The following is a 25,390-nucleotide window of genomic DNA, read 5'->3' as shown; positions in this document are numbered from 1 at the left end:
CGAAAAAAATGTGAGCAGTTACGCTCACATTTGTTGTTCTTCTTCATAATCGCACGAAATACATTGTACTTGCACGCCTTTTTTCAACTTTTTCTCTACAAGCATGCCTTCGCACTTCGGACACTTACGACCAATTGGCTTATCCCAAGATACAAAGTCGCATTCCGGATACGTACCGCACCCATAGAAAAGACGTTTCTTTTTATTACTACGGCGTTCAATAATTTGACCCTTATCACACTTTGGACAAGTAACACCGATTTCTTTCACAATCGGCTTTGTATTACGACAATCTGGGAAATTCGAGCAAGCCATAAATTTCCCGTATTTACCCATTTTAAAGACCATTGGGTGATTACATAATTCACAATCTTCCCCAGCTGGTTCATCTTTAATTTCCACTTCACGCATTTCTTTTTCCGCTTTTTCTAAACGCGGTTCAAAACCTACGTAGAAATCATCAACAATTTTTACCCAATTCGCATTTCCTTCTTCTACTTCATCAAGGCTTTGCTCCATATTGGCAGTAAATTCAATGTTAATAATTTCTGGGAAAAACTCTAAAATAAGTTCAATTACTATTTCACCAAGTTCAGTCGGAACGAAGCGTTTATTATCTAAGCCTACATACCCACGCTTTTGAATCGTTTCAAGTGTAGGTACATATGTCGACGGTCTTCCAATTCCAAGTTCTTCAAGTGTTCTTACTAGACGAGCCTCTGTATAGCGCGGAGGAGGTTGTGTAAAATGTTGCTTTGGTTCTAAATCCTTTGAAAATACAGTTTCCCCTACTTCTAAAGGCGGCAACATCTTATCCTTTTCTTCAGCACCATCATCTTTTGACTCTACATACACTTTCATAAATCCTGGGAACTTTACAACCGATCCACTTGCACGGAACTGAACATTGTTATTAATGAGTCTCGCTGTCACAGTATCCATTATAGCAGACGCCATTTGACTTGCAACAAATCGCTCCCAAATCAATTTATATAATCGAAGTTGATCACGACCTAAGAAACTTTTTAGTTCCTCTGGCTTTCTCATTACCGAAGTAGGACGAATTGCCTCATGCGCATCTTGTGCATTTGACTTTTTCGTTTCTTTCTTCTTTTCTGTTCCTATGTATTCCGTACCATACGCTTCAGTGATATAAGTACGAGCCTCTGTTTGAGCTGTTTCTGAGATACGTGTTGAATCAGTTCTCATATACGTAATAAGACCTACAGTTCCTTGTTTTCCAAGATCTATCCCTTCATACAATTGCTGTGCAAGCATCATCGTTTTCTTTGCTCGCATGTTTAACTTACGTGCTGCTTCTTGTTGCAAGGAAGATGTTGTAAACGGTAATGCAGGATTACGTTTTCGCTCTTTGCGCGTTACATTTTCAACTGAAAACGCATTGTCTTTCATCTGTTCAATTATTTCATTCACTTGCGTTTCATTTGTTAATTGAACTTTTTCACCATCTACACCGTAAAAGCTTGCTTCAAATGTGTCTTTTCCTTTTACAAATTCTGTTTTAATTGTCCAGAATTCTTCAGGTTCAAAGTTTTGAATTTCCCTTTCACGCTCGATGATTAAACGAACTGCTACAGATTGTACACGTCCTGCACTTAATCCTTTTTTTACTTTCTTCCATAATAAAGGACTAATATTGTAACCAACAAGACGATCAAGTATACGTCTTGCTTGTTGTGCATCCACTAAATCCATATTAATTGCACGAGGATGTTTAAATGATTCTTTGATTGCATCTTTCGTAATCTCATTAAACACAACTCGACAATCTGATTCAACGTCCACATTTAACGTATTCGCTAAATGCCAAGCAATTGCTTCCCCTTCGCGGTCTGGATCGGCCGCGAGATAGACTTTCTTTGCTTTTTTGGCCGCTGATTTTAAATCTTTTAAGACGGGACCTTTACCACGAATGGTAATATACTTCGGGGTGAAGTTGTTCTTTACTTCTATCCCCATTTGACTTTTTGGCAAATCGCGAACATGTCCCATAGACGCGACAACTTTGTATTTTTTCCCTAAATATTTCTCAATGGTCTTCGCCTTAGAAGGCGACTCCACGATTACGAGGTAATCTGACATGCTAGTGCCTCCTTAAGAGGTGGATTCAAGTCTTCATTAATCTTATTGATTTCTCTTGTTTTTGTCAATCAAGAATGAATATACCATACAGTGCCAATCTACCATTTGTCAATAATTGTTTAATAAAAACATAAAAATATAAGGTTAATTTAAAATCTCTTCCAAGATATCTTCTGCATTTCTTACTAGTTTTGCTCCTTGTTGAATAAGATGATTCGTTCCCGATGCCCCCTCTATAAATATAGGTCCAGGAAGCGCAAACACCTCCCTATTTTGCTCTAACGCAAGGTCTGCAGTAATAAGTGTTCCACTTCTTGATTTCGCTTCTACAACTAAAACACCTTTACTTATGCCACTAATAATCCGGTTCCTTTTTGGAAAATACCATTTTTTCGGTGCATAGTGCGGCGGATACTCTGTCAATAACAATATATATTCCTTCCACATTTTATATAAATGTCTATTTTCTTTCGGATACATAAAAGACAATCCGTGCCCTAATACCGCAATAGTCGGGCAATGATGCCTTACTGTAATCTCATGAGACATTGTATCTATCCCTTTTGCAAACCCACTGACAATAAGCCACTCTCTTTCTAATAAAGGGTGTAAAATAAACTTCAAACTCTCATGACCATATAATGATGGTTCTCTCGTTCCAACAACCGCTAATTTATTTACTTTATTCAGGAAATTTTCCTCTCCTTTTCCATATAAAACGAAGGGGGGGTCTTGTATTTCATGTAATAATTGTGGATAATTTTCATCCCATATCGTTATATAAAAAATACGATTTTTCTCTAAATACGATATATATTGCGGAAGACTTGAACTTTGAAGAAATTTTACTAGTTCTGCAGATTTTTTCGAGGATATTCCAGTGTAGTATTCCATTTGTTTTTCGTTAAAATTATATATGTTCTCTAATTCTGGATCGACATATAGTAGCCTCTCCATCGCTTTCCAATAATCTGCTAGCAAGTAATGAAGATGTAATAATCTCTCTCTTTTCATCTTGATTCTCCTTACCCATAATTTTTATTATGTAAACAGAAAAAGTCTAAAAAGACACCCTCAAGTAAGAAGGTGTCTTTCAACAGATTAATAGTTTTTACAAGTCTCAAATAAACCTTTTTCTTTTAAAACAGAGATTAGCGTTTCTCCCATAACTGCTGGAGTTTCAGCTACTTTAATGCCACAAGCTTCCATTGTTTTAATCTTTTCAGCAGCAGTCCCTTTACCGCCAGAAATGATTGCACCAGCATGGCCCATACGTTTGCCAGCAGGCGCTGTTTGACCACCAATGAACCCTACAACAGGTTTTGTCATATTAGCTTTTACCCATTCAGCTGCCTCTTCTTCTGCTGTACCGCCGATTTCACCAATCATAATTACAGCATGTGTTTCTTCATCTTCATTAAATGCTTTTAAAGCATCAATAAAGTCTGTACCGTTAACAGGGTCTCCGCCGATACCTACAGCAGTAGATTGGCCAATACCTTCTTGTGTTAACTGATGTACAGCTTCATACGTTAATGTACCAGAGCGAGATACGATACCAACATGACCTTTTTTATGAATATATCCTGGCATAATACCAATCTTACATTCATCCGGTGTGATTACACCTGGGCAGTTTGGTCCAAGTAAACGTGTATGTTTACCCGCCATATACCTCTTTACGTTTACCATATCTAATACAGGAATCCCTTCAGTAATACATACTACTAAATCAATTTCTGCATCAACAGCTTCCATAATTGCATCTGCCGCAAAAGCGGGTGGAACGTATACAACTGAAGCGTTTGCGCCTGTTGCTTTCACTGCATCTTCTACTGTATCAAATACTGGTACACCTTCAATATCAGTGCCGCCCTTACCTGGTGTTACACCACCGACAATTTTCGTACCGTATTCAATCATTTGTTTTGTATGGAATAAACCTTGAGAACCTGTAATACCTTGAACAATAACTTTTGTATCTTTATTAACTAATACGCTCATTTTTCTCCCCCGCTTTCTATTAGCCCACTAGTGAAACAATTTTTTGTGCACCGTCTGCCATAGATTCTGCTGCAACAATATTTAAGCCAGACTCATTTAAAATTTTCTTACCTAGTTCTACGTTTGTACCTTCAAGACGTACAACTAAAGGTAACTCAAGACCTACTTGTTTCGTTGCTTCAATAACACCTTCTGCAATAACATCACACTTCATAATGCCACCAAAAATGTTAACGAAGATACCTTTTACATTTTTGTCAGAAAGGATAATTTTGAATGCTTCTGTAACTTTTTCTGCAGTTGCACCGCCACCAACATCTAAGAAGTTAGCTGGGTCACCGTGGTAATGTTTAATGATATCCATTGTAGCCATCGCTAAACCTGCACCATTAACCATACAACCGATATTTCCATCTAAAGGAATGTAGTTTAAGTCGTATTTTGAAGCTTCAATTTCTTTTGAATCCTCTTCATCAAGATCACGAAGCTCTAAAATGTCTTTATGGCGATATAATGCATTAGAATCAAAGTTTAATTTTGCATCTAATGCCATAACTTTACCTTCACCTGTTGTAACAAGTGGGTTAATCTCAGCGATAGAGCAATCTTTTTCGATAAACGCACGATATAAGCCCATCATAAACTTCACAGCTTGTCCTACAAGCTCTTTTGGAATATTGATGTTAAATGCGATTCGGCGCGCTTGGAAACCTTGTAAGCCTACTGCTGGATCAATATATTCTTTAAAGATTTTTTCAGGTGTTTTTTCTGCTACTTCTTCAATTTCTGTTCCGCCTTCTTCAGACGCCATTAAAACAACTTGAGAAGTTGCACGATCTAAAACTAGACCTACATAATATTCTTTTTTAATATCGCAACCTTCTTCGATAAGTAAGCGTTTTACTTCCTTACCTTCAGGACCTGTTTGATGTGTCACAAGTGTAGTTCCTAAAATGCTTTCTGCATATGTACGAACTTCATCTAAATTTTTTGCAACTTTTACTCCGCCAGCTTTGCCGCGTCCACCAGCGTGAATTTGTGCTTTCACTACACATACATCTGTTCCTAATTCTTTCGCTGCTTCTACAGCTTCTTCTACTGTAAATGCAACCTTCCCGTTCGGAACGCTAACCCCATAGCTTCTAAGGACTGCCTTACCTTGGTACTCATGGATATTCATGGTCCCATCCTCCCCTGTTTTCCTGTTTTACTCGAAAAGTTTTTTAATGTTTAAAAAACATTACATTGCCATTGTATAAGATGATTGGCACGCTGTCTACAATAAAGTGTCAGAAAACTGAAATCGCTTTATTCTTTTTCGAAAATAGTAATGTTTATATGCCAAAATAAAAAAATAAGCTGTATATTTACAGCTTATTTTTGAATCATATCTTTAATTGGTGCGAATGACTTGCGGTGTTCATCTAGTACTCCATGCACTTCAATTGCCTCTAAATGTTGCTTTGTGCCATATCCCATATGTTGCTCAAATCCATATTCAGGATACTTCTCTCCCAGTTCTTTCATCATACGATCTCTCGTTACTTTTGCGATAATGGATGCTGCTGAAATCGAAACACTTTTCGCATCACCTTTAATAATTGATGTTTGCGGAATTGGTGTAGGAAGCTTCATCGCATCAATTAATAAATGTTGGGGTGTACAAGATAAATTTGCAACTGCATCTAACATCGCTTGTTTCGTTGCTTGGTAAATATTAATGTCATCAATAACTTGCGGTGATACAATTCCTACTCCAATTGCAATTGCTTGTACTTTTATTTCATCATAAAAACGCTCACGTTTCGCTTCACTCAACTTTTTCGAGTCATTTAACCCTGGAATATAAAAATCCTCAGGAAGAATGACAGCTGCCGTCACAACAGGCCCAGCCAATGGCCCGCGCCCTACTTCATCAATACCCGCAATATATGTGACCCCTTTTTCACGCAAAGCATTTTCATACTTGGACATTTCAAAAAACTTCTCTTTTTCTTTCTGTTCTAACTCTTTTTGTTTATACCACTTCAAAACGAGCTTTTGAACACCTTTTCGATCATCTTTCATTAACAGTTGAAAGCGATCATCTTCTTCATTCATAATTTCTTTCAATACATTTTCCGCTTCTTTTATCGTCATAGTTTGCATTTATACAAGCTCCTTTTTAAACATATCCAAAAAGAAAAGACGCACAAACGCACGTCTTATACTTCTTCTATTTTTTCCACATCTTCTACTTGCTCTGCAAACTCTTCCGGTGTTTCAAACGTCATTTTTCCAAGTTTGCCACCACGAAGCTCACGAAGCACAAGCTCAGATGTCTTATCATAATCAATCATTCCGCCGCCCATTAAGCAGCCTCTATTTTTTCCAATTGCATCGAATAATTCCACGATATCTTCTGGAATCTCATTTAAATTATAGCGTTCTTTCAAGCGTTCTGGATAATGTTTCTCCATAAAACGTAATGCGTAAACAGCTACATCTTGTAAATTTAAAATTGAATCTTTAATTGCACCCGTTGTCGCTAAACGAAGACCCACTAATTGATCTTCAAATTTAGGCCACAGAATACCTGGTGTATCTAACAATTCCATTTCCTTCCCAACTTTAATCCATTGTTGAGCTGTTGTCACACCTGGACGATCTCCTGTTTTAGCAATATTTTTCTTTGCCAATTTATTAATCAATGTAGATTTACCAACATTTGGTATACCTACAATTAATGCACGAATCGCTCTCGGTCTAATACCTTTTGCAACCATTTTATCAAATTTTTCTTTAACAAGCACTTTACAAGCTGCTGCAATTTCCTTCATACCTTGTCCAGCTTGCGCGTTAATCGAAATTGCCATATGGCCTTTTTCTTTAAAATATGCGATCCATTGTTTTGTTAAACGATCATCCGCCATATCCGCTTTATTTAAAACAACAAGCCTTGGCTTATGTGTAATGATTTCATCAATCATTGGGTTTCGAGATGATAATGGTAATCGAGCATCTACAAGTTCAATTACAACATCAATTAATTTTAATTTCTCCGTTACTTGGCGTCTAGCCTTCGCCATATGCCCTGGAAACCATTGAATTACCATGTTGCCACCTTCTTTTTCATTTATTTCACAATACGTGCGTCTTCTAACGGCCAATATAACATATTAGCTTTACCAATTACTTGATCCATTGAAATCGTACCGATTGAACGGCTATCTTTACTAAAACGACGATTATCACCTAAAACAAATAATTGATCTTTTGGAACGGTTTTCTTGCCTGTCATTTCTTCAAGATTAAAATCATATGTAAGCGGTCCGTCAGCAATTTGCTTTTTCTGCTTGTCTAAATACGGCTCCTCATAAGCCTTTCCGTTAACATACAGTTTATCATTACGATACTCTATTTCATCGCCTGGCAGGCCTATAATACGCTTAATGTAATCTTTATCTTCTGTTGCTCGAAATACGATAATATCAAAGCGTTTTGGATCTCCAATGTGATAACCAATTTTATTCACAATCATTCGATCACGATCATGTAAAGTAGGTGCCATCGATACCCCGTCTACGAGAATTGGCGCAAAGAAAAACTGTCTAATAACACCAGCTAATACAACAGCAATCAAAATTGCTTTAATCCATTCCCAAAGTGAACTCTTCTCTTTTTTCATGCATTTCCCCTCCACGGTTATGTAAACTGCTCGTATTATACCAAAATTTCATATAGATTGGAAAAAGGGAGCTTGTGCATTTACAAGCTCCCATACATGTCTTATCGAATTTCTTTAATACGTGCTTTTTTACCGCGAAGGTTACGTAAGTAGTATAACTTAGCACGACGTACTTTACCACGGCGAAGTACTTCGATTTTCGCGATTCTTGGCGTGTGAACTGGGAATGTACGCTCAACACCTACACCGTAAGAAATCTTACGAACTGTGAATGTTTCACTGATTCCGCCACCACGACGTTTAATTACAACACCTTCGAAAAGCTGAATTCTTTCACGAGTTCCCTCAACAACTTTTACGTGTACACGTAAAGTGTCACCAGGACGGAATGAAGGAAGGTCAGTTTTTAATTGGCCTTTTGTAATTTCTGCGATTAATTGTTGCATATTAAATTCTCTCCTTTAAACAGATGCTCTTATAAAGTCTTAATAAATTACAGCGGAACATCGTTAATACGGCTACTGATTTCAGTAGCACAAATGTTATAATAGCATATTACTAAGCCTGTTGCAATAGCAAATATATGAAGTTATTACTGCTCTCGCTTTATTTCCTCAAGCCATTTTTTCTCTTGTTTAGATAACTCTCTCTCATCTAATAAATCAGGTCTACGCGTATACGTTCGGCGCAAAGATTCCTTATGTCGCCATTCATCAATGTTTTTATGATTCCCTGACATTAATACATCCGGTACCTTCATACCACGAAAATCAGCTGGACGTGTATAATGAGGATGCTCTAATAAACCTGTACTAAACGAATCCTCTACTTGTGAAGCATGATTTCCTAGCACACCCGGCAAGAGACGTACCACACTATCAGTAATAACCATAGAGGCTAATTCTCCGCCCGTTAATACATAGTCACCAATAGAAATCTCATCCGTTACAAGATGCTCACGAATTCGTTCGTCATATCCTTCATAATGCCCACATACGAAGATTAAATGTTCTTCCCCTGCAAGCTCTTCCGCTTTCTTCTGCGTAAATCTTTCGCCCTGCGGACACATTAAGACAACTCTCGGCTTACGCTCTGTCTCTTTCGTCAAATCTTCTACAGCATCAAAAATAGGCTGAGGAGTAAGCACCATACCAGCTCCTCCGCCGTAAGGATAATCGTCTACGCTATTATGCTTACTTGTTGTATAATCACGAAAGTTAACAACACGAAGGTTTACCGCTTCTTTTTCTTGCGCCTTCTTTAATATAGAAGATCCAAATACACCGGTAAACATGTCTGGGAACAACGTTAAAATATCAATTTTCATTATAGCAGCCCTTCCATTACATGAATGGTTACTAATTTATTTTCAATATTAACTTGAAGTACAACGTCATCGATATAAGGAATTAAAAGATCTTGACCCTTCGGGCGTTTAATTACCCAAACATCATTTGCACCAGGAGATAGAATCTCTTTGATTGTCCCTAGCGCTTCTCCTTCTTCCGTTACAACACTGCAACCAATAATTTCATGATAGTAGTATTCACCTTCAGCAAGTTCGCCTAACTGCTCTTCTGGTACTTTTATTAAAGAACCTTTAAACTTCTCTACTTCATCTACATTGTTATATCCTTCAAATGTTAATAAATCGAATGTCTTATGTTGGCGATGAGAAGTTACCTTCACCGGAAGATAGTCTGTGCCTTTCTCATTCGATATGTATAGCGTATTTCCTACTTTATATCGCTCTTCTGGAAAATCAGTACGAGAAATAACACGGATTTCTCCTCTTACGCCATGAGTATTTACAATTTTCCCTACGTTAAACCATTTTGTCATAAATAGTATGTCACCCCTGGTTTCTATATAAATTAAGCATCTCCATTTCACAGATGGAACATGCAATCTCTATTTAAATGTTAAAAAAGGGAGAGGAATAACTCCTCGCCCTTTTTACGTTTATTGAATTTCCAGTGTTACTTTTTCATCATTATGATGTCCCACTGAATACAAGAGCATTCGAATCGCCTTCGCAACTCTCCCTTGCTTTCCAATGACTTTTCCAACATCCTCAGGATGTACAGTTAATCGATACTTTATCTCTCCGTTGCAAAGTTCCTGTGTAACTTTTACATCTTCAGGATAATCGACAAGAGGCTTGACAATCGTCTCGACTAACTTCTTCATAGTCATTGCCTCAATTACTTACCTTGTTTAGATAAGTGGAATTTCTCCATGATACCTTGGTTAGAGAATAAGTTACGAACTGTATCAGATGGTTTAGCACCATTTCCTAACCATTTTAATGCTGCTTCTTCGTTGATCTTAACTTCAGCTGGTTGAGCAACTGGATTGTAAGTTCCGATTTCCTCAATGAAACGTCCGTCACGAGGAGAACGAGAATCTGCAACAACTACACGATAGAAAGGAGTTTTTTTAGCTCCCATACGTTTTAAACGAATTTTAACTGCCATTTATAAAGCACCTCCGAATTTATTTCACACAGATAATTATATTAGCAAAAAGACTATTGCTTTGTAAAGTATTTTTTCTTAACAGAGCCATCTTTTTTTCCTTACATGAATGGAAACTTCAATCCACCTAGTCCTTTTTTCTTACCTTTTTGCATTCCCGTCATCGTCTTCATCATTTTTTTCATGTCATCGAATTGCTTAATTAGACGATTGATTTCTTGTACAGTTGTACCGCTACCTTTGGCAATGCGCTTTTTGCGACTAGCATTGATTATTTCCGGTTGTTCTCGTTCTAATTTAGTCATAGAACGAATAATTGCCTCAATATGCCCAATTTGTTTTTCATCAACTTGCGCATTTTTCAGCCCTTTAATTTTATTTGCACCAGGAAGCATTCCTAACAATTCATCAAGCGGCCCAAGTTGGCGCACTTGTCCAAGTTGTTCTAGGAAATCGTCAAGCGTAAACGAAAGCGTACGCATTTTTTGCTCAAGTTCTTTTGCTTTCTCTTCATCAACTGTAGCTTGCGCTTTTTCAATTAACGTTAAGACATCGCCCATCCCTAAAATACGGGATGCCATACGCTCTGGATGGAACGCTTCAATTGCATCTAGTTTTTCACCCATACCAGCAAATTTAATCGGCGTGTTTGTTACAGCCTTAATAGATAATGCAGCACCACCGCGCGTATCACCATCTAATTTCGTTAATACAACACCTGTTAAACCTAACTGTTCATGGAAACTTTGTGCAACATTTACCGCGTCTTGCCCGGTCATCGCATCGACAACAAGGAAAATTTCATCCGGTTTCGCAACTTCTTTCACTTTCGCTAATTCATCCATTAATTCTTCATCAATATGCAGGCGACCCGCTGTATCGATTAAAACATAATCGTGATGATCTTCTTTTGCTTTTGCAATCGCTTGTTTCGCAATTTCAACAGGACTTACTTGATCTCCTAAAGAAAATACAGGCATGTCCAATTGCTTCCCTAATGTTTCAAGCTGTTTAATCGCTGCTGGACGGTAAATATCCGCTGCAACAAGCATCGGTTTACGATTATGCTTTTTACGAAGCAAATTCGCAAGCTTACCTGTCGTCGTTGTTTTACCCGCACCTTGCAGACCAACCATCATAATAACAGTCGGTGGCTTATTAGCAACAGCAATTTTGCTTTGCTCTCCGCCCATAAGTTCTGTAAGTTCTTCCTGTACAACTTTAATTACTTGTTGTCCAGGTGTCAAACTTTTCATTACATCTTGTCCGACAGCACGTTCAGACACACGCTTCACAAAATCTTTTACTACTTTAAAGTTAACATCCGCTTCTAAAAGAGCTAGACGAACTTCTCTCATCATTTCTTTCACATCGGCTTCAGAAACTTTTCCTTTGCCGCGGATTTTTTGCATTGTCTGTTGAAGTCGGTCGGCTAATCCTTCAAATGCCATATTGCCGCCCTCCTAATCTAATTTTTCGATAGCTTCAACAACTTGTTTCATTTCTTCATTCACATGCTCTTCTTCGCTGATTAGCTGTTTTAGCTTTGCAACAAGTCGCTGTCGCTCTTGAAACTTTTGAAGTAATACTAATTTTTCTTCATATTCTTCAAGCATCGCTTCAGTCCGTTTAATGTTATCATACACGGCTTGGCGACTTACATCAAATTCTTCCGCAATTTCACCAAGAGATAAATCATCTAGATAATAAAGCGACATATAACTTCTTTGTTTTTGCGTTAACAACGATTGATAAAAATCAAATAAATAGTTCATTCTCGTTGTTTTTTCGAGCATGTTGGATCATCCTTTGTTAAGTGATTTCCCTTTACATGAATTAGTTTACATGTAGTCCAAAAGAGTGTCAAGTTTTTTTCTTAACATCATATATTTTTTGTAGAAAAAGAAGCGGAAATACCGCTTCTTTCGCTTATACTTCTTCTGTTTCTACTAAGTTCGCAAATAAACCATACACATATTGTTCTGGATCAAACTGCTGCAAGTCATCCATCTGCTCTCCTAATCCAACAAACTTCACCGGTACATCCATTTCGTTACGAATCGCTAATACAATACCACCTTTAGCAGTTCCATCTAACTTCGTTAAAACAATACCAGTTACATTCGTTGCTTCACGAAATGTTTTCGCTTGGCTTAAACCGTTTTGTCCTGTTGTTGCATCAATAACAAGCAATACTTCATGAGGAGCACCTGGTACTTCACGCTCAATTACACGCTTTACCTTCTCTAACTCTTTCATTAAGTTCACTTTATTTTGCAAGCGTCCTGCTGTGTCACATAGTAATACATCTACCTTACGTGCTTTCGCTGCTTGTACAGCGTCATACATAACCGCCGCTGGATCAGATCCAGATCCTTGTTTAATCACTTCTACACCAACGCGATCGCCCCATACTTCTAATTGTTCAATCGCTCCAGCACGGAATGTGTCTCCTGCCGCCAATAGGACTGACTTACCTTCTGATTTAAACTTATGCGCCAGTTTACCAATTGTCGTCGTTTTTCCTACACCATTAACACCAACAAATAAAACAACCGTTAATTGGTCCTCTTGCATATTAATTTCGTTACTAAAATCGCTGTCACCTTTGTAAATTCCTACTAGTTTTTCTGAAATAACAGCTTGTACTTCTTTTGGATCTTGAATGTTACGACGTTGTACTTCTTCTTTCAATTGGTCAATTAATTCCATTACCGTCGCAACGCCAACGTCTGCACCGATTAAGATTTCTTCTAACTCTTCGAAGAAATCTTCGTCCACTTTACGGTAACGATACACTAAATCATTCACTTTATCCGCAAATGAATTTCTCGTTTTTTCTAATCCTTGTTTAAATTTCTCTGTAACTGTATCCGTTTGTTTTGAAATTTTTTCTTTTAGTTTTTTAAAAAAACTCATACTTTCCCATCCTTCCTATTCACTTGCAATAAGTTCTTCTCCGGCGTCTAAACGAACCGAAACAAGTTTAGATACCCCCGATTCTTGCATTGTTACACCGTACAACACATCAGACTCTTCCATTGTACCTTTTCTATGTGTAATTACAATAAACTGCGTCTCATCACTGAATTTCTTTAAATACTGTGCAAAACGAGCTACATTCGCCTCATCAAGGGCTGCCTCTACCTCATCTAGTACACAGAACGGTACTGGGCGTACTTTTAAAATACCAAATAAAAGCGCAATTGCTGTTAAAGCACGCTCTCCACCTGAAAGTAAACCTAAGTTCTGCAGTTTCTTCCCTGGCGGTTGTGCTACAATATCAATACCCGTATTTAGTAAATCCTCTGGATTAGTCATTACTAAATCCGCTCTACCGCCTCCAAATAATTCAGAGAATACCGATTGAAACTCCATTCTAATGCCTTCAAACGTAGTAGAAAAGCGTTTTTTCATTTCTTCATCCATTTCGGTAATAAGCTGGTGCAATGTCGCTTTCGCTTCTTCTAGGTCGTCTCTCTGCTCTAGTAAGAATGTATGACGCTCCGCTACACGTTCATATTCATCAATTGCCCCTAGGTTCACTGTACCTAACTCTTCTATGGATAATTTGATTAATTTTACTTTCTTACGCGCATCTTCTGCAGGCATTGTCATTGTATATTTTAGTTTTGCCGCTTCAAATGAAATTGTATATGTTTCACGTAAATGTTGTAATCTATTTTCTAACTCTACATCAAGTCGGTTAATTTTCACCTCTTGATCTTTCAACATCTCAAGAATGTATTTATGTTTACCTGTGGTCTCTTTCAGATTACGCTCTAACTGTTCTACTCTCTCTTGTAACGATACACGTTGTTCACGACGAGAGCGAATTAACTCTGAAGTTTGATTACGATCGTATGCTTTCTTCTCAATCATATTCGTAATTTGCTCTTCACCACTTGAGTTCGATGTCATTTCTTGTTTTAAGAATGCTAAGTCCTCTTTCGTTTTAACAAGCGTTGCATCTGTTTCTTCTTTTTCCTTCGTCAATCGTTCAACTTTTTCTTTTTGGTTAGATAAGCGTTGTTGCTTTTCAGCTGCTAACACTTTTAACTCTGTCATTTCTTTTTGAACCTTTTCTTTCGAAGAATGCTGCTCACTTTTTTGTTTCGTTAAAGCTGCAATGTTACTATCTAATTCCGTAATCTCCACTTGAAGGGTCGCTAAAATCTTTTCTAGCTCTTCTTTACGCCCTTGCATTTTCACTTGATCTTGTAAGAACCCTTCAATCTCTAAATCATAAATTGATAAACGATCATTAATACGATGTTCTTCTAATTCTAAGCGACTAATTTCTTCTCTTAATTTCTGTTCTTCTACACGCTCTACCTCTACACTTTGTCTCAGTTCGCGTATTTGTACTTCTTTTTCTTGAATTTCTTGCTTTACTGCTTTAACAAAGTTTTCTAACTTCGTCGTTTTTTCTTCCATATCAGTTAACTTGTTCGTCCACTCTTCTAGCTCACGTTGACGTCCTAATAAAGAAGATTTCGCCTGTTTTACCGCTCCACCTGTCATAGAACCGCCAGGGTTCACTACATCACCTTCGATTGTTACAATGCGATAACGGTATTGTAGTTGTTTCGCCAACTCATTCGCCCCGCGTAAATCTTTTGCAACAATAACAGTACCTAATAAATTTGAAACTACATTTTCATATTTATTATTGTACTGCACAAGTTCTGCCGCCACACCTACAAACGATGGGTGTTGATTTGCAATGCGTAATTGCTCAAATGATAATGATCTGCTTTTAATAACAGCTTGCGGTAAAAACGTTGCACGTCCATGTTTATTTTGCTTTAAAAATGCAATCGCATTACGAGCATGCTCCTCTGTTTGTACAACAATATGCTGCATCGCTGCACCTAGAGCGATTTCCATTGCAACTTCGTATTCTTTCGGTACCGTTAACAGTTCCGCAACAGCCCCCTCGATACCTTGCAACCTATTTTCTCTAGCTTTCAATACTTCACGTACACCTTGATAGAATCCAGAATAATCTTCTTGCATTTCTTCAAGCATTTCTTTTCGGGAACGTGCCTGTTGCACAAATTGATATGCTTGATACAGTTTTGTTTCATTTTCACTATACTGCGTCTTACATTTCCCAAGCGCCGCCTCTGTCTTCTGTATGTTTGAGAGAATGCCAGCTACTTTTTCTTTCGCTTGTTCGTAACTTTCTACAAGTTTCGTCTTTTTCGCTGTAATTTCCATACGCATTTCTACATATTTCGCATTTTCTTCATCAAGGCGTTCATTTTTAGAGTTTTGTTGTTTAGATTGTTCTTCAATCATAGATAATTCATTACGATGACTAGCTTGTTGATTTAAAAGCTCAATATAGTCACCTTTTAAATTCTCAATCTGTTCCTCTAAATTGTCAGCAAAAGTAGCAAGTAATTGCTCATTATCATGCAATTTTTGCTCCAACTCTTTTACTTCATTCACAAATTGCATTAAAGCTTCTGTACTTGAATCAATCTCACCATCGTAACTTTTAGCTTTCTCTGTTAATTCAACAATTAACTGCTCAAGTTGCGCACAATGCGTCGTAGCATTTTGCTTTCTCTCTTTTAACAACTCGCGCTGTCCTTCAAGTTTTTCTAGCTCTTTACTAGAAAGAAGAAGTACTTCTTGTAACGAGTCTACAGACTCATCTACCGCTTGTAATTGTCCTCGTAATTCCTCAAGCTCTTCTTCACTTTTTTGTAAATTCGTTGACATTTTAGCTTCTTCGTTTTTATTATGCCCAAACTGATTTCGAAGCGCTTCCCATTTCTCATGCAATTCTTCAATTTCATGGACAATAAGCGCAGCTTCTACTTTCTCTAATTCTTCTTTATTCTCAAGATAATCTTTCGCAATAGAAGCTTGTCTTTCTAAAGGTTCTACTTGACTACTTAATTCATGAATTATATCTTGTACACGATTTAAGTTTTCTTGTGTCTCTGCTAATTTACCTTCAGCTTTCTTTTTGCGAAGTTTGTATTTTAGTACGCCTGCCGCTTCTTCAAATACACCTCGACGCTCTTCTGACTTACTACTTAAAATCTCTTCAACTTTCCCCTGGCTAATAATCGAAAAAGCTTCTCTTCCCATACCAGAGTCCATAAATAAATCAATAATATCTTTCAATCTACATGATTGTTTATTAATATAAAAATCACTATCACCTGAACGAGATACACGACGTGTTACACACACCTCATTGTATTCAATTGGTAAACGTTGATCTTCATTATTTAAAGTTATTGTTACTTCAGCAACATTAACCGCTCTCCTCGTATCACTGCCTGCAAAAATAATATCCTCCATCTTTGCACCACGTAATGATTTTGCAGATTGTTCACCAAGTACCCAGCGAATTGCATCAGTAATATTACTTTTCCCGCTTCCATTAGGTCCTACTACAGAAGTTACACCTGGGACAAAATCAACAGATACACGCTCAGCAAAAGACTTAAACCCTGCTATTTCTAATCTTTTTAAAAACACGAAAGGCCTTCCTCCTATTCTCCGTCTTTATAAATGTTCTCTATACAAAAACAAGTATTATACGGATTTACCTTCTTTTTCTTTACAAACAAAAAGAAAGTTTCATTCTATGCACAAGGAATCCCCCTCATTCAAAGGGGGATTCCTTATAGTTGTTCTTTTAATTTTTTCAATGCTTCTGCAGCAGCTTGTTGCTCTGCTTCTTTTTTTGACTTACCACTACCAAGACCTAAAGCTACGTTATTTAACGTAACACGTGACACAAATTCTCGATTGTGAGCTGGTCCTTTTTCTTGCAAAATTTGATACTCAACATTGCCACTGCCATCACGCTGAATCAATTCTTGCAACTGACTCTTATAATCCATCACATGAGAAAAAGCACCCTCATTAATTTTCGGATATACAATTTCTTTTAAGAATTCCCAAACTGTTTCTAGCCCTTGATCAAGATAAAGGGCACCAATAAACGCTTCAAAGACATCCGCTAATAAAGCTGGTCGTTCACGTCCACCTGTCATTTCTTCACCTTTTCCTAATAAAACAAGGCTACCAAATGACAATTCGTTCGCAAAACGAACAAGAGATGGCTCACATACAATAGCTGCACGTAGTTTTGTTAACTCTCCTTCGCTCATTGTCGGATATTTTTGAAACAGATACTGCGATACAGTCAGTTCCAATACTGCATCTCCAAGAAATTCAAGACGCTCATTATCTTCATGCGGTTTTTTTCGATGCTCATTCACATACGATGAATGCGTAAATGCTTGAATCAATAATTTTTCATCCGTAAACGTAATACCTATCTTTTCTTGAAACACTTTAAATGCTTCACGATATTTTGTTTCGTATTTTTTTTCTCTATATTTTCGGTACGGCATAGGTCCCTCCAGATATAAGCCGAGAAAGCCCCGCTAAAAAACGGGACTTCACTTAAGCATTATAGATGACTCTCTATGTAAGTCACAGCATCGCCAACAGTAGCAATCTTTTCAGCATCTTCATCAGAAATTTCCATTTCGAATTCATCTTCTAATTGCATTACAAGTTCTACTACATCTAGGGAGTCTGCTCCTAAATCTTCCTTGAAGCTTGCAGCTGGTACTACCTCAGTCTCTTCTACTCCTAAACGATCAACGATGATTTTTGTTACGCGCTCTAAAACATCTGCCATTCCATTCACCTCCCCTCAAATATTATATTAAATATTGACCAAAAAAACTAGGTGAAATCAATTCTTTTATTACATTACCATACCGCCATCAACATTTAACGTTTGACCTGTAACATATTTGCTTTGATCAGAAGCAAAAAACGTTACAGCATTCGCTATATCTTTCGCTTCACCAAATTGAGCAGCTGGAATAACTTTTAACATTTCGGCTTTAATATTCTCATCTAGTACATCCGTCATATCAGTCGCAATAAAGCCCGGCGCAATTGCATTCACTGTAATATTTCGACTTGCTAACTCTTTTGCAGATGTTTTTGTTAATCCAATAACACCCGCTTTAGCAGCAACATAGTTAGCTTGTCCTGGGTTTCCTATAACACCAACAACAGAAGCGATATTTATAATTCTACCATGACGTTGACGCATCATATAACGAGATACTGCTTTTGTACATAAGAATACACCTTTTAAGTTTGTATTAATAACTGTATCCCATTCTTCTTCTTTCATACGCATTAATAAATTATCTTTCGTTACACCAGCATTATTTACAAGAATATCAACTTGTCCAAATGTATCTACTGTTTGTTTCACCATATCTGTAACATCATCAGCATTTGCAACATCTGCTCTTACCGCAATTGCATCAGAACCTAATTTTTTAATTTCATCTACTACTTCATTTGCTTTTTGTTCATTACCAGCATAATTTACTACTACATTTGCCCCTTGTTTCGCTAAATCGATCGCAATCGCGCGACCAATTCCACGTGAAGCGCCAGTTACTAATGCTACCTTCCCTTTTAACATCAGTTTTCTCCTCTCAAATTTGAAATGGTATCTTTTAATGTCTCTTCATCGTATATCGCATATGCTTTTACTGATGAATCAATTGACTTCATAAGTCCAGCAAGTACTTTTCCAGGTCCAATTTCAATAAATATATCTACTCCCTGGTTCACCATATATTCAATAGACGGGTACCATAATACAGGCGAATAAAGCTGTTCGATTAACTTTTCTTGAATGTCTGCACCACGTGTAATAACTTCCGCCGTAACATTTGCAATAACAGGAATATTCGTGTCATGAATTGTAATTTCATTTAAAACACTTTGGAACTTCTCAGCTGCCGGCTTCATAAGTGAAGAATGGAATGGCCCACTTACTTTTAGTGGAATCGCTCTCTTTGCACCATTTTCTTTCGCTCTTTGAGAGGCAACCTCTACGCCTTGCTTCGTTCCAGAAATTACAATTTGCTTCGTACTATTCATATTAGCGATTTGCACTGCATATCCTTCACTTGTTACTTCTTCTGTAACTTGTTTCAGCATATGTGGATCAGCACCTAATATAGCTGCCATTGCGCCTTCCCCACCCGGAACAGCTTCTTCCATATATTCCCCGCGTTTCCTTACAGCATATACAGCATCTTCAAAAGTTAATGCACCAGCTGCTACAAGAGCGCTATATTCGCCTAAACTATGACCAGCGACAAAGTCAGGTGTAATGTCATACTCTTTCAAAGCTGTCAAAATAGCAAAACTCGTTGTTAATAATGCAGGCTGCGCATTTGTTGTTAATGTAAGCTTTTCCTGCGGTCCTTCAAAAATCACTTCTGAAAGTGAATCTTGCAACACCTCATCTGCTTTTGCAAACACTTTTGCAACCTCTTTATTATTCTCTGCTAATTGTTTACCCATTCCAACTGCCTGTGAACCTTGGCCCGGAAAAAGAAATGCTATTTTTCCCATTTCAAATCCTCCTCTTATTGGAGTGACTCTTTCTCCATTACGCTTGAAATCGTAGGAATTACTTCTTTCGCTACCATTTCTCTCGTTTGACGAATCGCACTAAATATCGACTGGTCATTAGAAGAACCGTGAGCCTTAATGACAGGTGCTTTCAATCCAAATAATGCAGCTCCTCCATACTCCGAATAATCCATTTTATCTTTTAATACCATAAGTTTTGGTTTTAATACCGCCGCTGCTAATTTACTCGTAAACGAACTCATTAGTTGTTCTTTCAACATAGAGAATAGCGCAAGTGCTGTTCCCTCTAATGATTTCAACGCTACATTCCCTGTAAAACCATCACATACAACAACATCTGCTACACCTTGCAATAAATCTCTTGATTCAACGTTCCCAACGAAATTAATTGGCGCATCTTTAAGCATTGCAAACACTTGCTTTGAAAGCTCGTTTCCTTTTCCATCCTCTGTTCCAACGTTTAATAGTCCAACGCGAGGATTTTCAATTCCTCTTACCTTCTCAGCATAAACAGATCCCATTACTGCATATTGATATAAATGAATTGGTTTTGCATCAACATTTGCTCCAACATCTAACATAACAAAACCTTTTCCATCTACAGTTGGCATTGTAGGCGATAAAGCTGGTCGCTCAATTCCTTCCATACGACCGACTACAAATAATCCAGCTGCCATTAAAGCTCCTGTACTACCTGCGGATATACAAGCGTCTGCTTCTCCATCCTTTACTTGTTGTGCCGCAAGCACCATTGAAGCTTGTTTTTTTCGACGAACCGCTCTTACCGGTTCCTCCGTTGATTCTATTTTTTCGTCTGTATGAAGAATAGTAATTCGTTCATCACTCGTTAAGTATTGACGAATTTCCTCTTCTTTCCCTACTAACGTAATATGTAAATCAGAATATTCCTTAATAGCTTTCATTGCCCCTAATACTACAGCCTTTGGAGCGTGATCTCCGCCCATTGCATCTATTGCGATTTTCATAAGTTGTTACCTTCCTCACTATAATTACTAGATCGATACATTTCAAAAGTGCCTGTAAAAACAAGTTCTTCTCCAACGAAGCTACGCACTTTGACAACCGTCCGTCCCTTATCATTCTCTACATCTTCAACGCGCGCTTTTGCAACAACACGCTCCCCTAATTTTACAGGGCGAATGTATCGAATGGTAGACTTTGCAGTTAAAGCTAATTCTTCATCAATAACCGCAACAGCTAGTGAGTTTGCTTGCGCAAACAGATGATGCCCACGGGCAATTTGATTTCTTTTAAATACATGTTCTACCTTTACTTCAAAGATAGAGATTGCATGTCTATCTAATTCAATATCAATAATTTCTCCAACAACCTCTTCTAACGGTAAAGATTTCACATCTTCTTCATGTTGCTTTGTAGCTACATGTTTAATTCTCTCTCTTAATTCAGGAATAGACAATTCCATACGATCAAGTCGTACTGTTTGTATACTCACTTGAAATTTTTCCGCTAAATCTTCATCCGTAATAAAAGGATTTGATTCGATTGTTTGTTGTAATAACTCTTGTCTTTCTTTTTTACTTCTTCTTTTTTTCATACCGCACCATCCATTTTTATGACTAGGTACTAACAGTAGTATATAATCATTAAAAGTAGAATGCAACAAAAACTTTTGTTGACTCCCTTTAATCGAGCTTCTCTCCTTGGAACACACCTGTCCCATCAAGATACGTACGCAAGGCAGCGTACTGATCATTGTGCCAAAACGCTTCTGAATCTACTAGTATCGCCGCATCTTGCCTTGCTGTTTCTAACGCTCGATAATCATGTACCATGTCAGCAACCTTAAATTCTGGTAAGCCACTTTGCTTACTCCCAAAGAAATCTCCAGGACCTCGTAATTCTAAATCTTTTTCTGACAATACAAATCCATCATTTGTTTCAGTCATTATGCGCATTCTTTCTTTCCCTGTTTCTGATTTAGGGTCTGCTATTAATAAACAATATGATTGTTCACTACCACGGCCGACACGCCCTCTAAGCTGATGAAGCTGCGATAAACCGAAACGTTCTGCATCATAAATAACCATTACAGTCGCATTCGGTACGTTCACACCTACTTCAACAACTGTTGTCGATACAAGAATTTGCACTTTATTTTCACTAAACTGTCCCATTATCTCTTCTTTTTCCTGAGACGATAATCTCCCATGCATCAATCCAACTTGGCATTTCCCTTGGTAATGATGCGTCAGCATACTATGTAAGTCGATAGCATTTTGCACATCAAGTTTCTCAGATTCTTCAATTAGAGGACAAATAACGTATGCCTGTCTTCCTTTTTTTATCTCCTTTTCAACAAAACCGAGAACGCGATCTAACATATCATGTTTTGCCCAATATGTTTCAATCACCTTTCTACCTGCTGGCATCTCATCGATTATCGAAACATCCATCTCTCCAAATGCAGTAATCGCAAGCGTACGCGGAATTGGTGTCGCTGTCATAAATAATACATCTGGACTTTCACCTTTCTCCCGTAAAACTCGGCGCTGCGCTACACCAAATCGATGCTGTTCATCTGTAATAACGAGACCCAACCTATGAAATATAACTTCATCTTGAATTAAGGCATGCGTTCCAACAAGAATATCTATTTCTCCTTGTTCTAACTTCGCTAAAATTTCTCGACGTCTCGCACCTTTAACAGAACTTGTTAACAGTTCCACCTTAATACCAAAATGCGAAAACGTTTCAGCAAGCGACTGATAATGTTGCTCAGCTAAAATTTCTGTAGGAACCATTAAAGCACCTTGATAATGAGCTAATTTCGATGCATAAAGGCCAATCGCAGCAACAACCGTTTTCCCAGAACCAACGTCACCTTGCAATAGTCGGTTCATCCGATAAGGAGATGTCATATCTTTCAAAATTTCATCTACAACTCGGCGCTGTGCACCCGTTAATGGAAACGGCAGTGCATCGATAAATTCTTGTAATTCTACTGACGGAATCTCTTTCTTGGTCCCTTTTGAATTTTCCCTCTCCATTTTCCGGAGCGTTTGCATTTTCAGCTGAAATAAGAAAAATTCTTCATATACAAAACGGCGACGCGCTTGCTTCAAATCTTCCTGTCCTACCGGAAAATGCAATGCCCTAAGCGCTTCATATCTTGGTAATAATTTATATCGCCCTAACAAACCATCCGGTAACACTTCGACTATAGAATCTCCATATTCCTTTAACGCTTGAGCAATAAAACGACGCATCTGTTTTACTGTAAGTTTCCCCTTTACTGAATAAACAGGTTCCACTTCTTGTTGACGTACAACCGGCCCAAAATGAAGTTCTGATACAGCAATTGTTTGACGATGTTGATCCCATTTACCAGTAATCGTTACCGTTTCATCTAACTTTAATTTTTGCTTATAGTAAGGCCTATTAAAACATACCGCCGTAATTAAATAACGACCGACGAGAACACGAACTGTTAAACGCGATTTCTTCTTACCATAATATTGCAGCAAAGGAGCACTATGAATCTTTCCTTCAACCGTTACACGTTCATCATGCTTTACTTCAGCAAGATCTTTCATCGCATAATCTTCATAACGGTACGGAAAATGTTCTAATAGATGAGAAACTGTATAAATACCCATCTCATGTAGTAACTCAGATGTTTCTCCTCCGATCCCCTTTACATCCGTAACAGGAACTTGTACAACATCATTCAAGATTCTCACACCCCGTCACATTATTTTCTTTATTGCATTTTATTTGAGTACCAATTAGCATCTGTAATCGCTCTCTTTCACCTTATATATTCTATCATAGGCATTCTAAGAGAAACTACTCAAATCCCTTATATAAAACAAGTAAAAAAGAGCCTCACTATTAGCAGCAAGGCTCTTTTCTCTCTTCAATATGCTAGCCTTTTGAATAAAAACTAGTAATAAACTTCATATTACTACTTCTTATCCATTAGCAAGTAAGTAATCCATTTATTTTCAAAACGAATCTTATCTTATTCTACAGAGAAGATGAAAGAATACACTGGTTGGTTTCCAGCATGCACTTCTACTTCTGCATCTTCAAATTTCTCTTCTACAAATTCAACTAACTCTGCTACTTCTTCGTCAGTTGCATCCTCACCTTGTAGAATCGTTACGATTTCAGAATCTTCATCAATAAGCGCTTCTAGTAATTGCTTCGCAGCTCCTACTTTTTCAGCATTTGTAGATACAATTTTCCCATCTGCAATACACATGAAGTCATCTTTTTGAATTGCTACACCATCAATTTCCGTATCACGTACAGCATACGTAATTTGACCTGTTTTCACATGAGATAAAGCTTCTTGCATATTTTCTTCATTCTCTTCTAACGTTCCAACTGGGTTAAATGCTAACATTGCTGCCATACCTTGAGGAACTGTTTTCGAACGAACAACAATAACTTCTTGATCTACAACTGATGCCGCTTGTTCTGCTGCCATTACAATATTTCCGTTATTCGGTAAAATAATGATTTTTTCAGCATTTGCTTCTTCAATTGCCTTCACGATATCCTCCGTACTTGGATTCATCGTTTGACCACCTTCGATAACTTTCGTTGCACCGATGCTCTCAAATAAAGTTTTAATACCAGACCCCATAGCTACAGTTACGATACCATATGGTTGTTTTTCTTTCGATTGAGCTGGTTGTTCAGGAACCATAGTAGGTTCATCTAATAAAGCAGTATGCTGTTCACGCATATTTTCTACTTTAATCTTAATTAAACTACCGTATTTTTGTCCGTAGTTCATAGCGTCTCCAGGATGTTCTGCATGGATATGAACTTTTACAATTTCATCATCAGACACAACTAGTAGAGAATCACCATATACACTAATATCTTCACGGAATTTTTGTTCAGAGAAATTATGCTCTTTCACCTTTTCAGCCTCTAATTTCACCATGAACTCCGTACAATATCCATACTTAATATCTTCTGTACTCAATTGGCTTTGTACACTACGGTGATGTTCTGCGCGTACCATTTCATTCATAGATGGTTGCGTCGGTGCATCAGAAGAAATCGTTTCTCCTTTTAAGTCAGCTAAAAATCCTTCGTATACCACTACAAGACCTTTACCACCGCTATCTACAACGCCAACTTGTTTTAATACAGGTAATAAATCTGGCGTACGATTTAACGATGCGTTTGCTTCTTTCACAACGTCTTCCATAAACAAAACAAAGTCGCGCTGTTTTTTCGCAACTGTTACTGCATATTTACCCGTTTCTCTTGCAACCGTTAAAATCGTTCCTTCAATCGGTTTCATAACCGCTTTATAAGCCGCCTCTACTCCAGCTTCTAGTGCTGCAGCAAAATCAACTGTTGTTAATTCTTCTTTTTGTTCAATGGATTTAGAGAAACCACGGAACAACTGAGATAAAATAACTCCAGAGTTACCACGAGCTCCCATTAATAATCCTTTGGCTAAACTTACGCCGACTTTACCAGCATGCTGTGAAGGGTTTGCTTTCACTTCACGCGCACCTGAAGTCATAGATAAGTTCATGTTTGTACCGGTATCGCCATCTGGAACTGGAAATACGTTTAATGCATCAACAAGCTGAACATTGTTTGTTAAATTATTCGCTCCTTGCATGATCATTTGTGATAAACGTTTTCCATCAATTTTTTGAATTGACACAGA

General features: G+C 37.7%; 24 protein-coding genes. All 24 read right to left on the bottom strand.

The genetic code is table 11. The annotated features are described in order from the left end of the window. Positions 1-24 precede the first annotated feature (24 nt). Positions 25-2,103 (bottom strand): type I DNA topoisomerase, encoded by a 2,079-nt coding sequence (gene topA, locus CGQ22_RS05860; RefSeq protein WP_001286963.1) that lies wholly within the window; start codon positions 2,101-2,103, stop codon positions 25-27. Between the two features lie 144 nt (positions 2,104-2,247). Continuing rightward, on the bottom strand, positions 2,248-3,117 hold the full coding sequence (gene dprA, locus CGQ22_RS05855) for a DNA-processing protein DprA (RefSeq protein WP_089148367.1): 870 nt from the start codon (positions 3,115-3,117) through the stop codon (positions 2,248-2,250). 87 nt (positions 3,118-3,204) lie between these two features. Then, the gene (sucD, locus tag CGQ22_RS05850) at positions 3,205-4,107 is read right to left on the bottom strand and encodes a succinate--CoA ligase subunit alpha (protein ID WP_000115178.1); all 903 of its coding nucleotides are present in this window, start codon (positions 4,105-4,107) and stop codon (positions 3,205-3,207) included. 19 nt (positions 4,108-4,126) lie between these two features. Beyond that, a complete protein-coding gene (gene sucC / locus CGQ22_RS05845) occupies positions 4,127-5,287 on the bottom strand; it encodes an ADP-forming succinate--CoA ligase subunit beta (protein WP_001020791.1) in 1,161 nt (386 codons plus the stop codon). Positions 5,288-5,481: 194 nt separating this feature from the next. Further along, positions 5,482-6,255 carry a ribonuclease HII gene (locus CGQ22_RS05840; RefSeq protein WP_001194261.1) on the bottom strand — a complete coding sequence of 258 codons (774 nt, stop codon included), beginning with the start codon at positions 6,253-6,255 and terminating at the stop codon, positions 5,482-5,484. Positions 6,256-6,311: 56 nt separating this feature from the next. Then, positions 6,312-7,202 (bottom strand): ribosome biogenesis GTPase YlqF, encoded by an 891-nt coding sequence (gene ylqF, locus CGQ22_RS05835; protein ID WP_000236702.1) that lies wholly within the window; start codon positions 7,200-7,202, stop codon positions 6,312-6,314. A 20-nt stretch (positions 7,203-7,222) separates the two neighbouring features. Further along, a complete protein-coding gene (lepB, locus tag CGQ22_RS05830) occupies positions 7,223-7,774 on the bottom strand; it encodes a signal peptidase I (protein WP_000711853.1) in 552 nt (183 codons plus the stop codon). Between the two features lie 101 nt (positions 7,775-7,875). After that, on the bottom strand, positions 7,876-8,220 hold the full coding sequence (gene rplS, locus CGQ22_RS05825) for a 50S ribosomal protein L19 (RefSeq protein ID WP_001186516.1): 345 nt from the start codon (positions 8,218-8,220) through the stop codon (positions 7,876-7,878). 146 nt (positions 8,221-8,366) lie between these two features. Continuing rightward, positions 8,367-9,101, bottom strand: a complete 735-nt coding sequence (gene trmD, locus CGQ22_RS05820) for a tRNA (guanosine(37)-N1)-methyltransferase TrmD (protein WP_000686903.1) — start codon at positions 9,099-9,101, stop codon at positions 8,367-8,369. Beyond that, positions 9,101-9,616, bottom strand: coding sequence for a ribosome maturation factor RimM (rimM, locus tag CGQ22_RS05815; RefSeq protein ID WP_000170278.1), 516 nt, complete (start codon positions 9,614-9,616; stop codon positions 9,101-9,103). Before rimM ends, trmD begins: the two co-directional genes overlap by 1 nt. A 120-nt stretch (positions 9,617-9,736) precedes the next feature. Beyond that, positions 9,737-9,964, bottom strand: coding sequence for a KH domain-containing protein (locus CGQ22_RS05810; RefSeq protein ID WP_000737401.1), 228 nt, complete (start codon positions 9,962-9,964; stop codon positions 9,737-9,739). Positions 9,965-9,978: 14 nt separating this feature from the next. Further along, positions 9,979-10,251 (bottom strand): 30S ribosomal protein S16, encoded by a 273-nt coding sequence (gene rpsP, locus CGQ22_RS05805; protein ID WP_000268750.1) that lies wholly within the window; start codon positions 10,249-10,251, stop codon positions 9,979-9,981. 101 nt (positions 10,252-10,352) lie between these two features. Beyond that, entirely contained in the window at positions 10,353-11,702 is a 1,350-nt protein-coding gene (gene ffh / locus CGQ22_RS05800) for a signal recognition particle protein (RefSeq protein WP_000863460.1), read from the bottom strand. Positions 11,703-11,714: 12 nt separating this feature from the next. Further along, on the bottom strand, positions 11,715-12,047 hold the full coding sequence (locus CGQ22_RS05795; protein ID WP_000891062.1) for a putative DNA-binding protein: 333 nt from the start codon (positions 12,045-12,047) through the stop codon (positions 11,715-11,717). Positions 12,048-12,180: 133 nt separating this feature from the next. Next, positions 12,181-13,170 (bottom strand): signal recognition particle-docking protein FtsY, encoded by a 990-nt coding sequence (gene ftsY, locus CGQ22_RS05790; protein ID WP_000007655.1) that lies wholly within the window; start codon positions 13,168-13,170, stop codon positions 12,181-12,183. A gap of 15 nt (positions 13,171-13,185) precedes the next feature. Continuing rightward, entirely contained in the window at positions 13,186-16,755 is a 3,570-nt protein-coding gene (gene smc / locus CGQ22_RS05785) for a chromosome segregation protein SMC (RefSeq protein ID WP_000478969.1), read from the bottom strand. Positions 16,756-16,901: 146 nt separating this feature from the next. Then, positions 16,902-17,639, bottom strand: coding sequence for a ribonuclease III (gene rncS, locus CGQ22_RS05780; protein WP_001146875.1), 738 nt, complete (start codon positions 17,637-17,639; stop codon positions 16,902-16,904). Positions 17,640-17,698: 59 nt separating this feature from the next. After that, on the bottom strand, positions 17,699-17,932 hold the full coding sequence (acpP, locus tag CGQ22_RS05775; RefSeq protein ID WP_000786062.1) for an acyl carrier protein: 234 nt from the start codon (positions 17,930-17,932) through the stop codon (positions 17,699-17,701). Between the two features lie 69 nt (positions 17,933-18,001). Beyond that, positions 18,002-18,742 carry a 3-oxoacyl-[acyl-carrier-protein] reductase gene (gene fabG, locus CGQ22_RS05770; protein ID WP_000911771.1) on the bottom strand — a complete coding sequence of 247 codons (741 nt, stop codon included), beginning with the start codon at positions 18,740-18,742 and terminating at the stop codon, positions 18,002-18,004. Then, positions 18,742-19,686 carry an ACP S-malonyltransferase gene (fabD, locus tag CGQ22_RS05765; RefSeq protein ID WP_000515904.1) on the bottom strand — a complete coding sequence of 315 codons (945 nt, stop codon included), beginning with the start codon at positions 19,684-19,686 and terminating at the stop codon, positions 18,742-18,744. The genes fabG and fabD overlap by 1 nt, the downstream gene beginning before the upstream one ends. Positions 19,687-19,700: 14 nt before the next feature. Further along, positions 19,701-20,693, bottom strand: coding sequence for a phosphate acyltransferase PlsX (plsX, locus tag CGQ22_RS05760; protein WP_000684100.1), 993 nt, complete (start codon positions 20,691-20,693; stop codon positions 19,701-19,703). Next, positions 20,690-21,283 carry a transcription factor FapR gene (gene fapR / locus CGQ22_RS05755; protein ID WP_000747349.1) on the bottom strand — a complete coding sequence of 198 codons (594 nt, stop codon included), beginning with the start codon at positions 21,281-21,283 and terminating at the stop codon, positions 20,690-20,692. Before fapR ends, plsX begins: the two co-directional genes overlap by 4 nt. An 88-nt stretch (positions 21,284-21,371) precedes the next feature. Further along, positions 21,372-23,420, bottom strand: a complete 2,049-nt coding sequence (gene recG, locus CGQ22_RS05750; RefSeq protein ID WP_001000812.1) for an ATP-dependent DNA helicase RecG — start codon at positions 23,418-23,420, stop codon at positions 21,372-21,374. A gap of 290 nt (positions 23,421-23,710) precedes the next feature. Then, entirely contained in the window at positions 23,711-25,387 is a 1,677-nt protein-coding gene (locus CGQ22_RS05745) for a DAK2 domain-containing protein (RefSeq protein ID WP_000027129.1), read from the bottom strand. Positions 25,388-25,390 lie beyond the last annotated feature (3 nt).

The organism is Bacillus sp. M13(2017), from assembly GCF_002218325.1.
GTDB classification, from domain to species: domain Bacteria; phylum Bacillota; class Bacilli; order Bacillales; family Bacillaceae_G; genus Bacillus_A; species Bacillus_A thuringiensis_K.
Note: the sequence above shows the minus strand (reverse complement) of the source record. Positions and strands in the feature narration are given on the sequence as shown.

Excerpts from the sequence above, each read along its gene's own strand:
- topA (WP_001286963.1), bottom strand. The coding sequence starts at position 2,103 with ATGTCAGATTACCTCGTAATCGTGGAGTCGCCTTCTAAGGCGAAGACC.
- dprA (WP_089148367.1), bottom strand. The coding sequence starts at position 3,117 with ATGAAAAGAGAGAGATTATTACATCTTCATTACTTGCTAGCAGATTAT.
- sucD (WP_000115178.1), bottom strand. The coding sequence starts at position 4,107 with ATGAGCGTATTAGTTAATAAAGATACAAAAGTTATTGTTCAAGGTATT.
- sucC (WP_001020791.1), bottom strand. The coding sequence starts at position 5,287 with ATGAATATCCATGAGTACCAAGGTAAGGCAGTCCTTAGAAGCTATGGG.
- CGQ22_RS05840 (WP_001194261.1), bottom strand. The coding sequence starts at position 6,255 with ATGCAAACTATGACGATAAAAGAAGCGGAAAATGTATTGAAAGAAATT.
- ylqF (WP_000236702.1), bottom strand. The coding sequence starts at position 7,202 with ATGGTAATTCAATGGTTTCCAGGGCATATGGCGAAGGCTAGACGCCAA.
- lepB (WP_000711853.1), bottom strand. The coding sequence starts at position 7,774 with ATGAAAAAAGAGAAGAGTTCACTTTGGGAATGGATTAAAGCAATTTTG.
- rplS (WP_001186516.1), bottom strand. The coding sequence starts at position 8,220 with ATGCAACAATTAATCGCAGAAATTACAAAAGGCCAATTAAAAACTGAC.
- trmD (WP_000686903.1), bottom strand. The coding sequence starts at position 9,101 with ATGAAAATTGATATTTTAACGTTGTTCCCAGACATGTTTACCGGTGTA.
- rimM (WP_000170278.1), bottom strand. The coding sequence starts at position 9,616 with ATGACAAAATGGTTTAACGTAGGGAAAATTGTAAATACTCATGGCGTA.
- CGQ22_RS05810 (WP_000737401.1), bottom strand. The coding sequence starts at position 9,964 with ATGAAGAAGTTAGTCGAGACGATTGTCAAGCCTCTTGTCGATTATCCT.
- rpsP (WP_000268750.1), bottom strand. The coding sequence starts at position 10,251 with ATGGCAGTTAAAATTCGTTTAAAACGTATGGGAGCTAAAAAAACTCCT.
- ffh (WP_000863460.1), bottom strand. The coding sequence starts at position 11,702 with ATGGCATTTGAAGGATTAGCCGACCGACTTCAACAGACAATGCAAAAA.
- CGQ22_RS05795 (WP_000891062.1), bottom strand. The coding sequence starts at position 12,047 with ATGCTCGAAAAAACAACGAGAATGAACTATTTATTTGATTTTTATCAA.
- ftsY (WP_000007655.1), bottom strand. The coding sequence starts at position 13,170 with ATGAGTTTTTTTAAAAAACTAAAAGAAAAAATTTCAAAACAAACGGAT.
- rncS (WP_001146875.1), bottom strand. The coding sequence starts at position 17,639 with ATGCCGTACCGAAAATATAGAGAAAAAAAATACGAAACAAAATATCGT.
- acpP (WP_000786062.1), bottom strand. The coding sequence starts at position 17,932 with ATGGCAGATGTTTTAGAGCGCGTAACAAAAATCATCGTTGATCGTTTA.
- fabG (WP_000911771.1), bottom strand. The coding sequence starts at position 18,742 with ATGTTAAAAGGGAAGGTAGCATTAGTAACTGGCGCTTCACGTGGAATT.
- fabD (WP_000515904.1), bottom strand. The coding sequence starts at position 19,686 with ATGGGAAAAATAGCATTTCTTTTTCCGGGCCAAGGTTCACAGGCAGTT.
- plsX (WP_000684100.1), bottom strand. The coding sequence starts at position 20,693 with ATGAAAATCGCAATAGATGCAATGGGCGGAGATCACGCTCCAAAGGCT.
- fapR (WP_000747349.1), bottom strand. The coding sequence starts at position 21,283 with ATGAAAAAAAGAAGAAGTAAAAAAGAAAGACAAGAGTTATTACAACAA.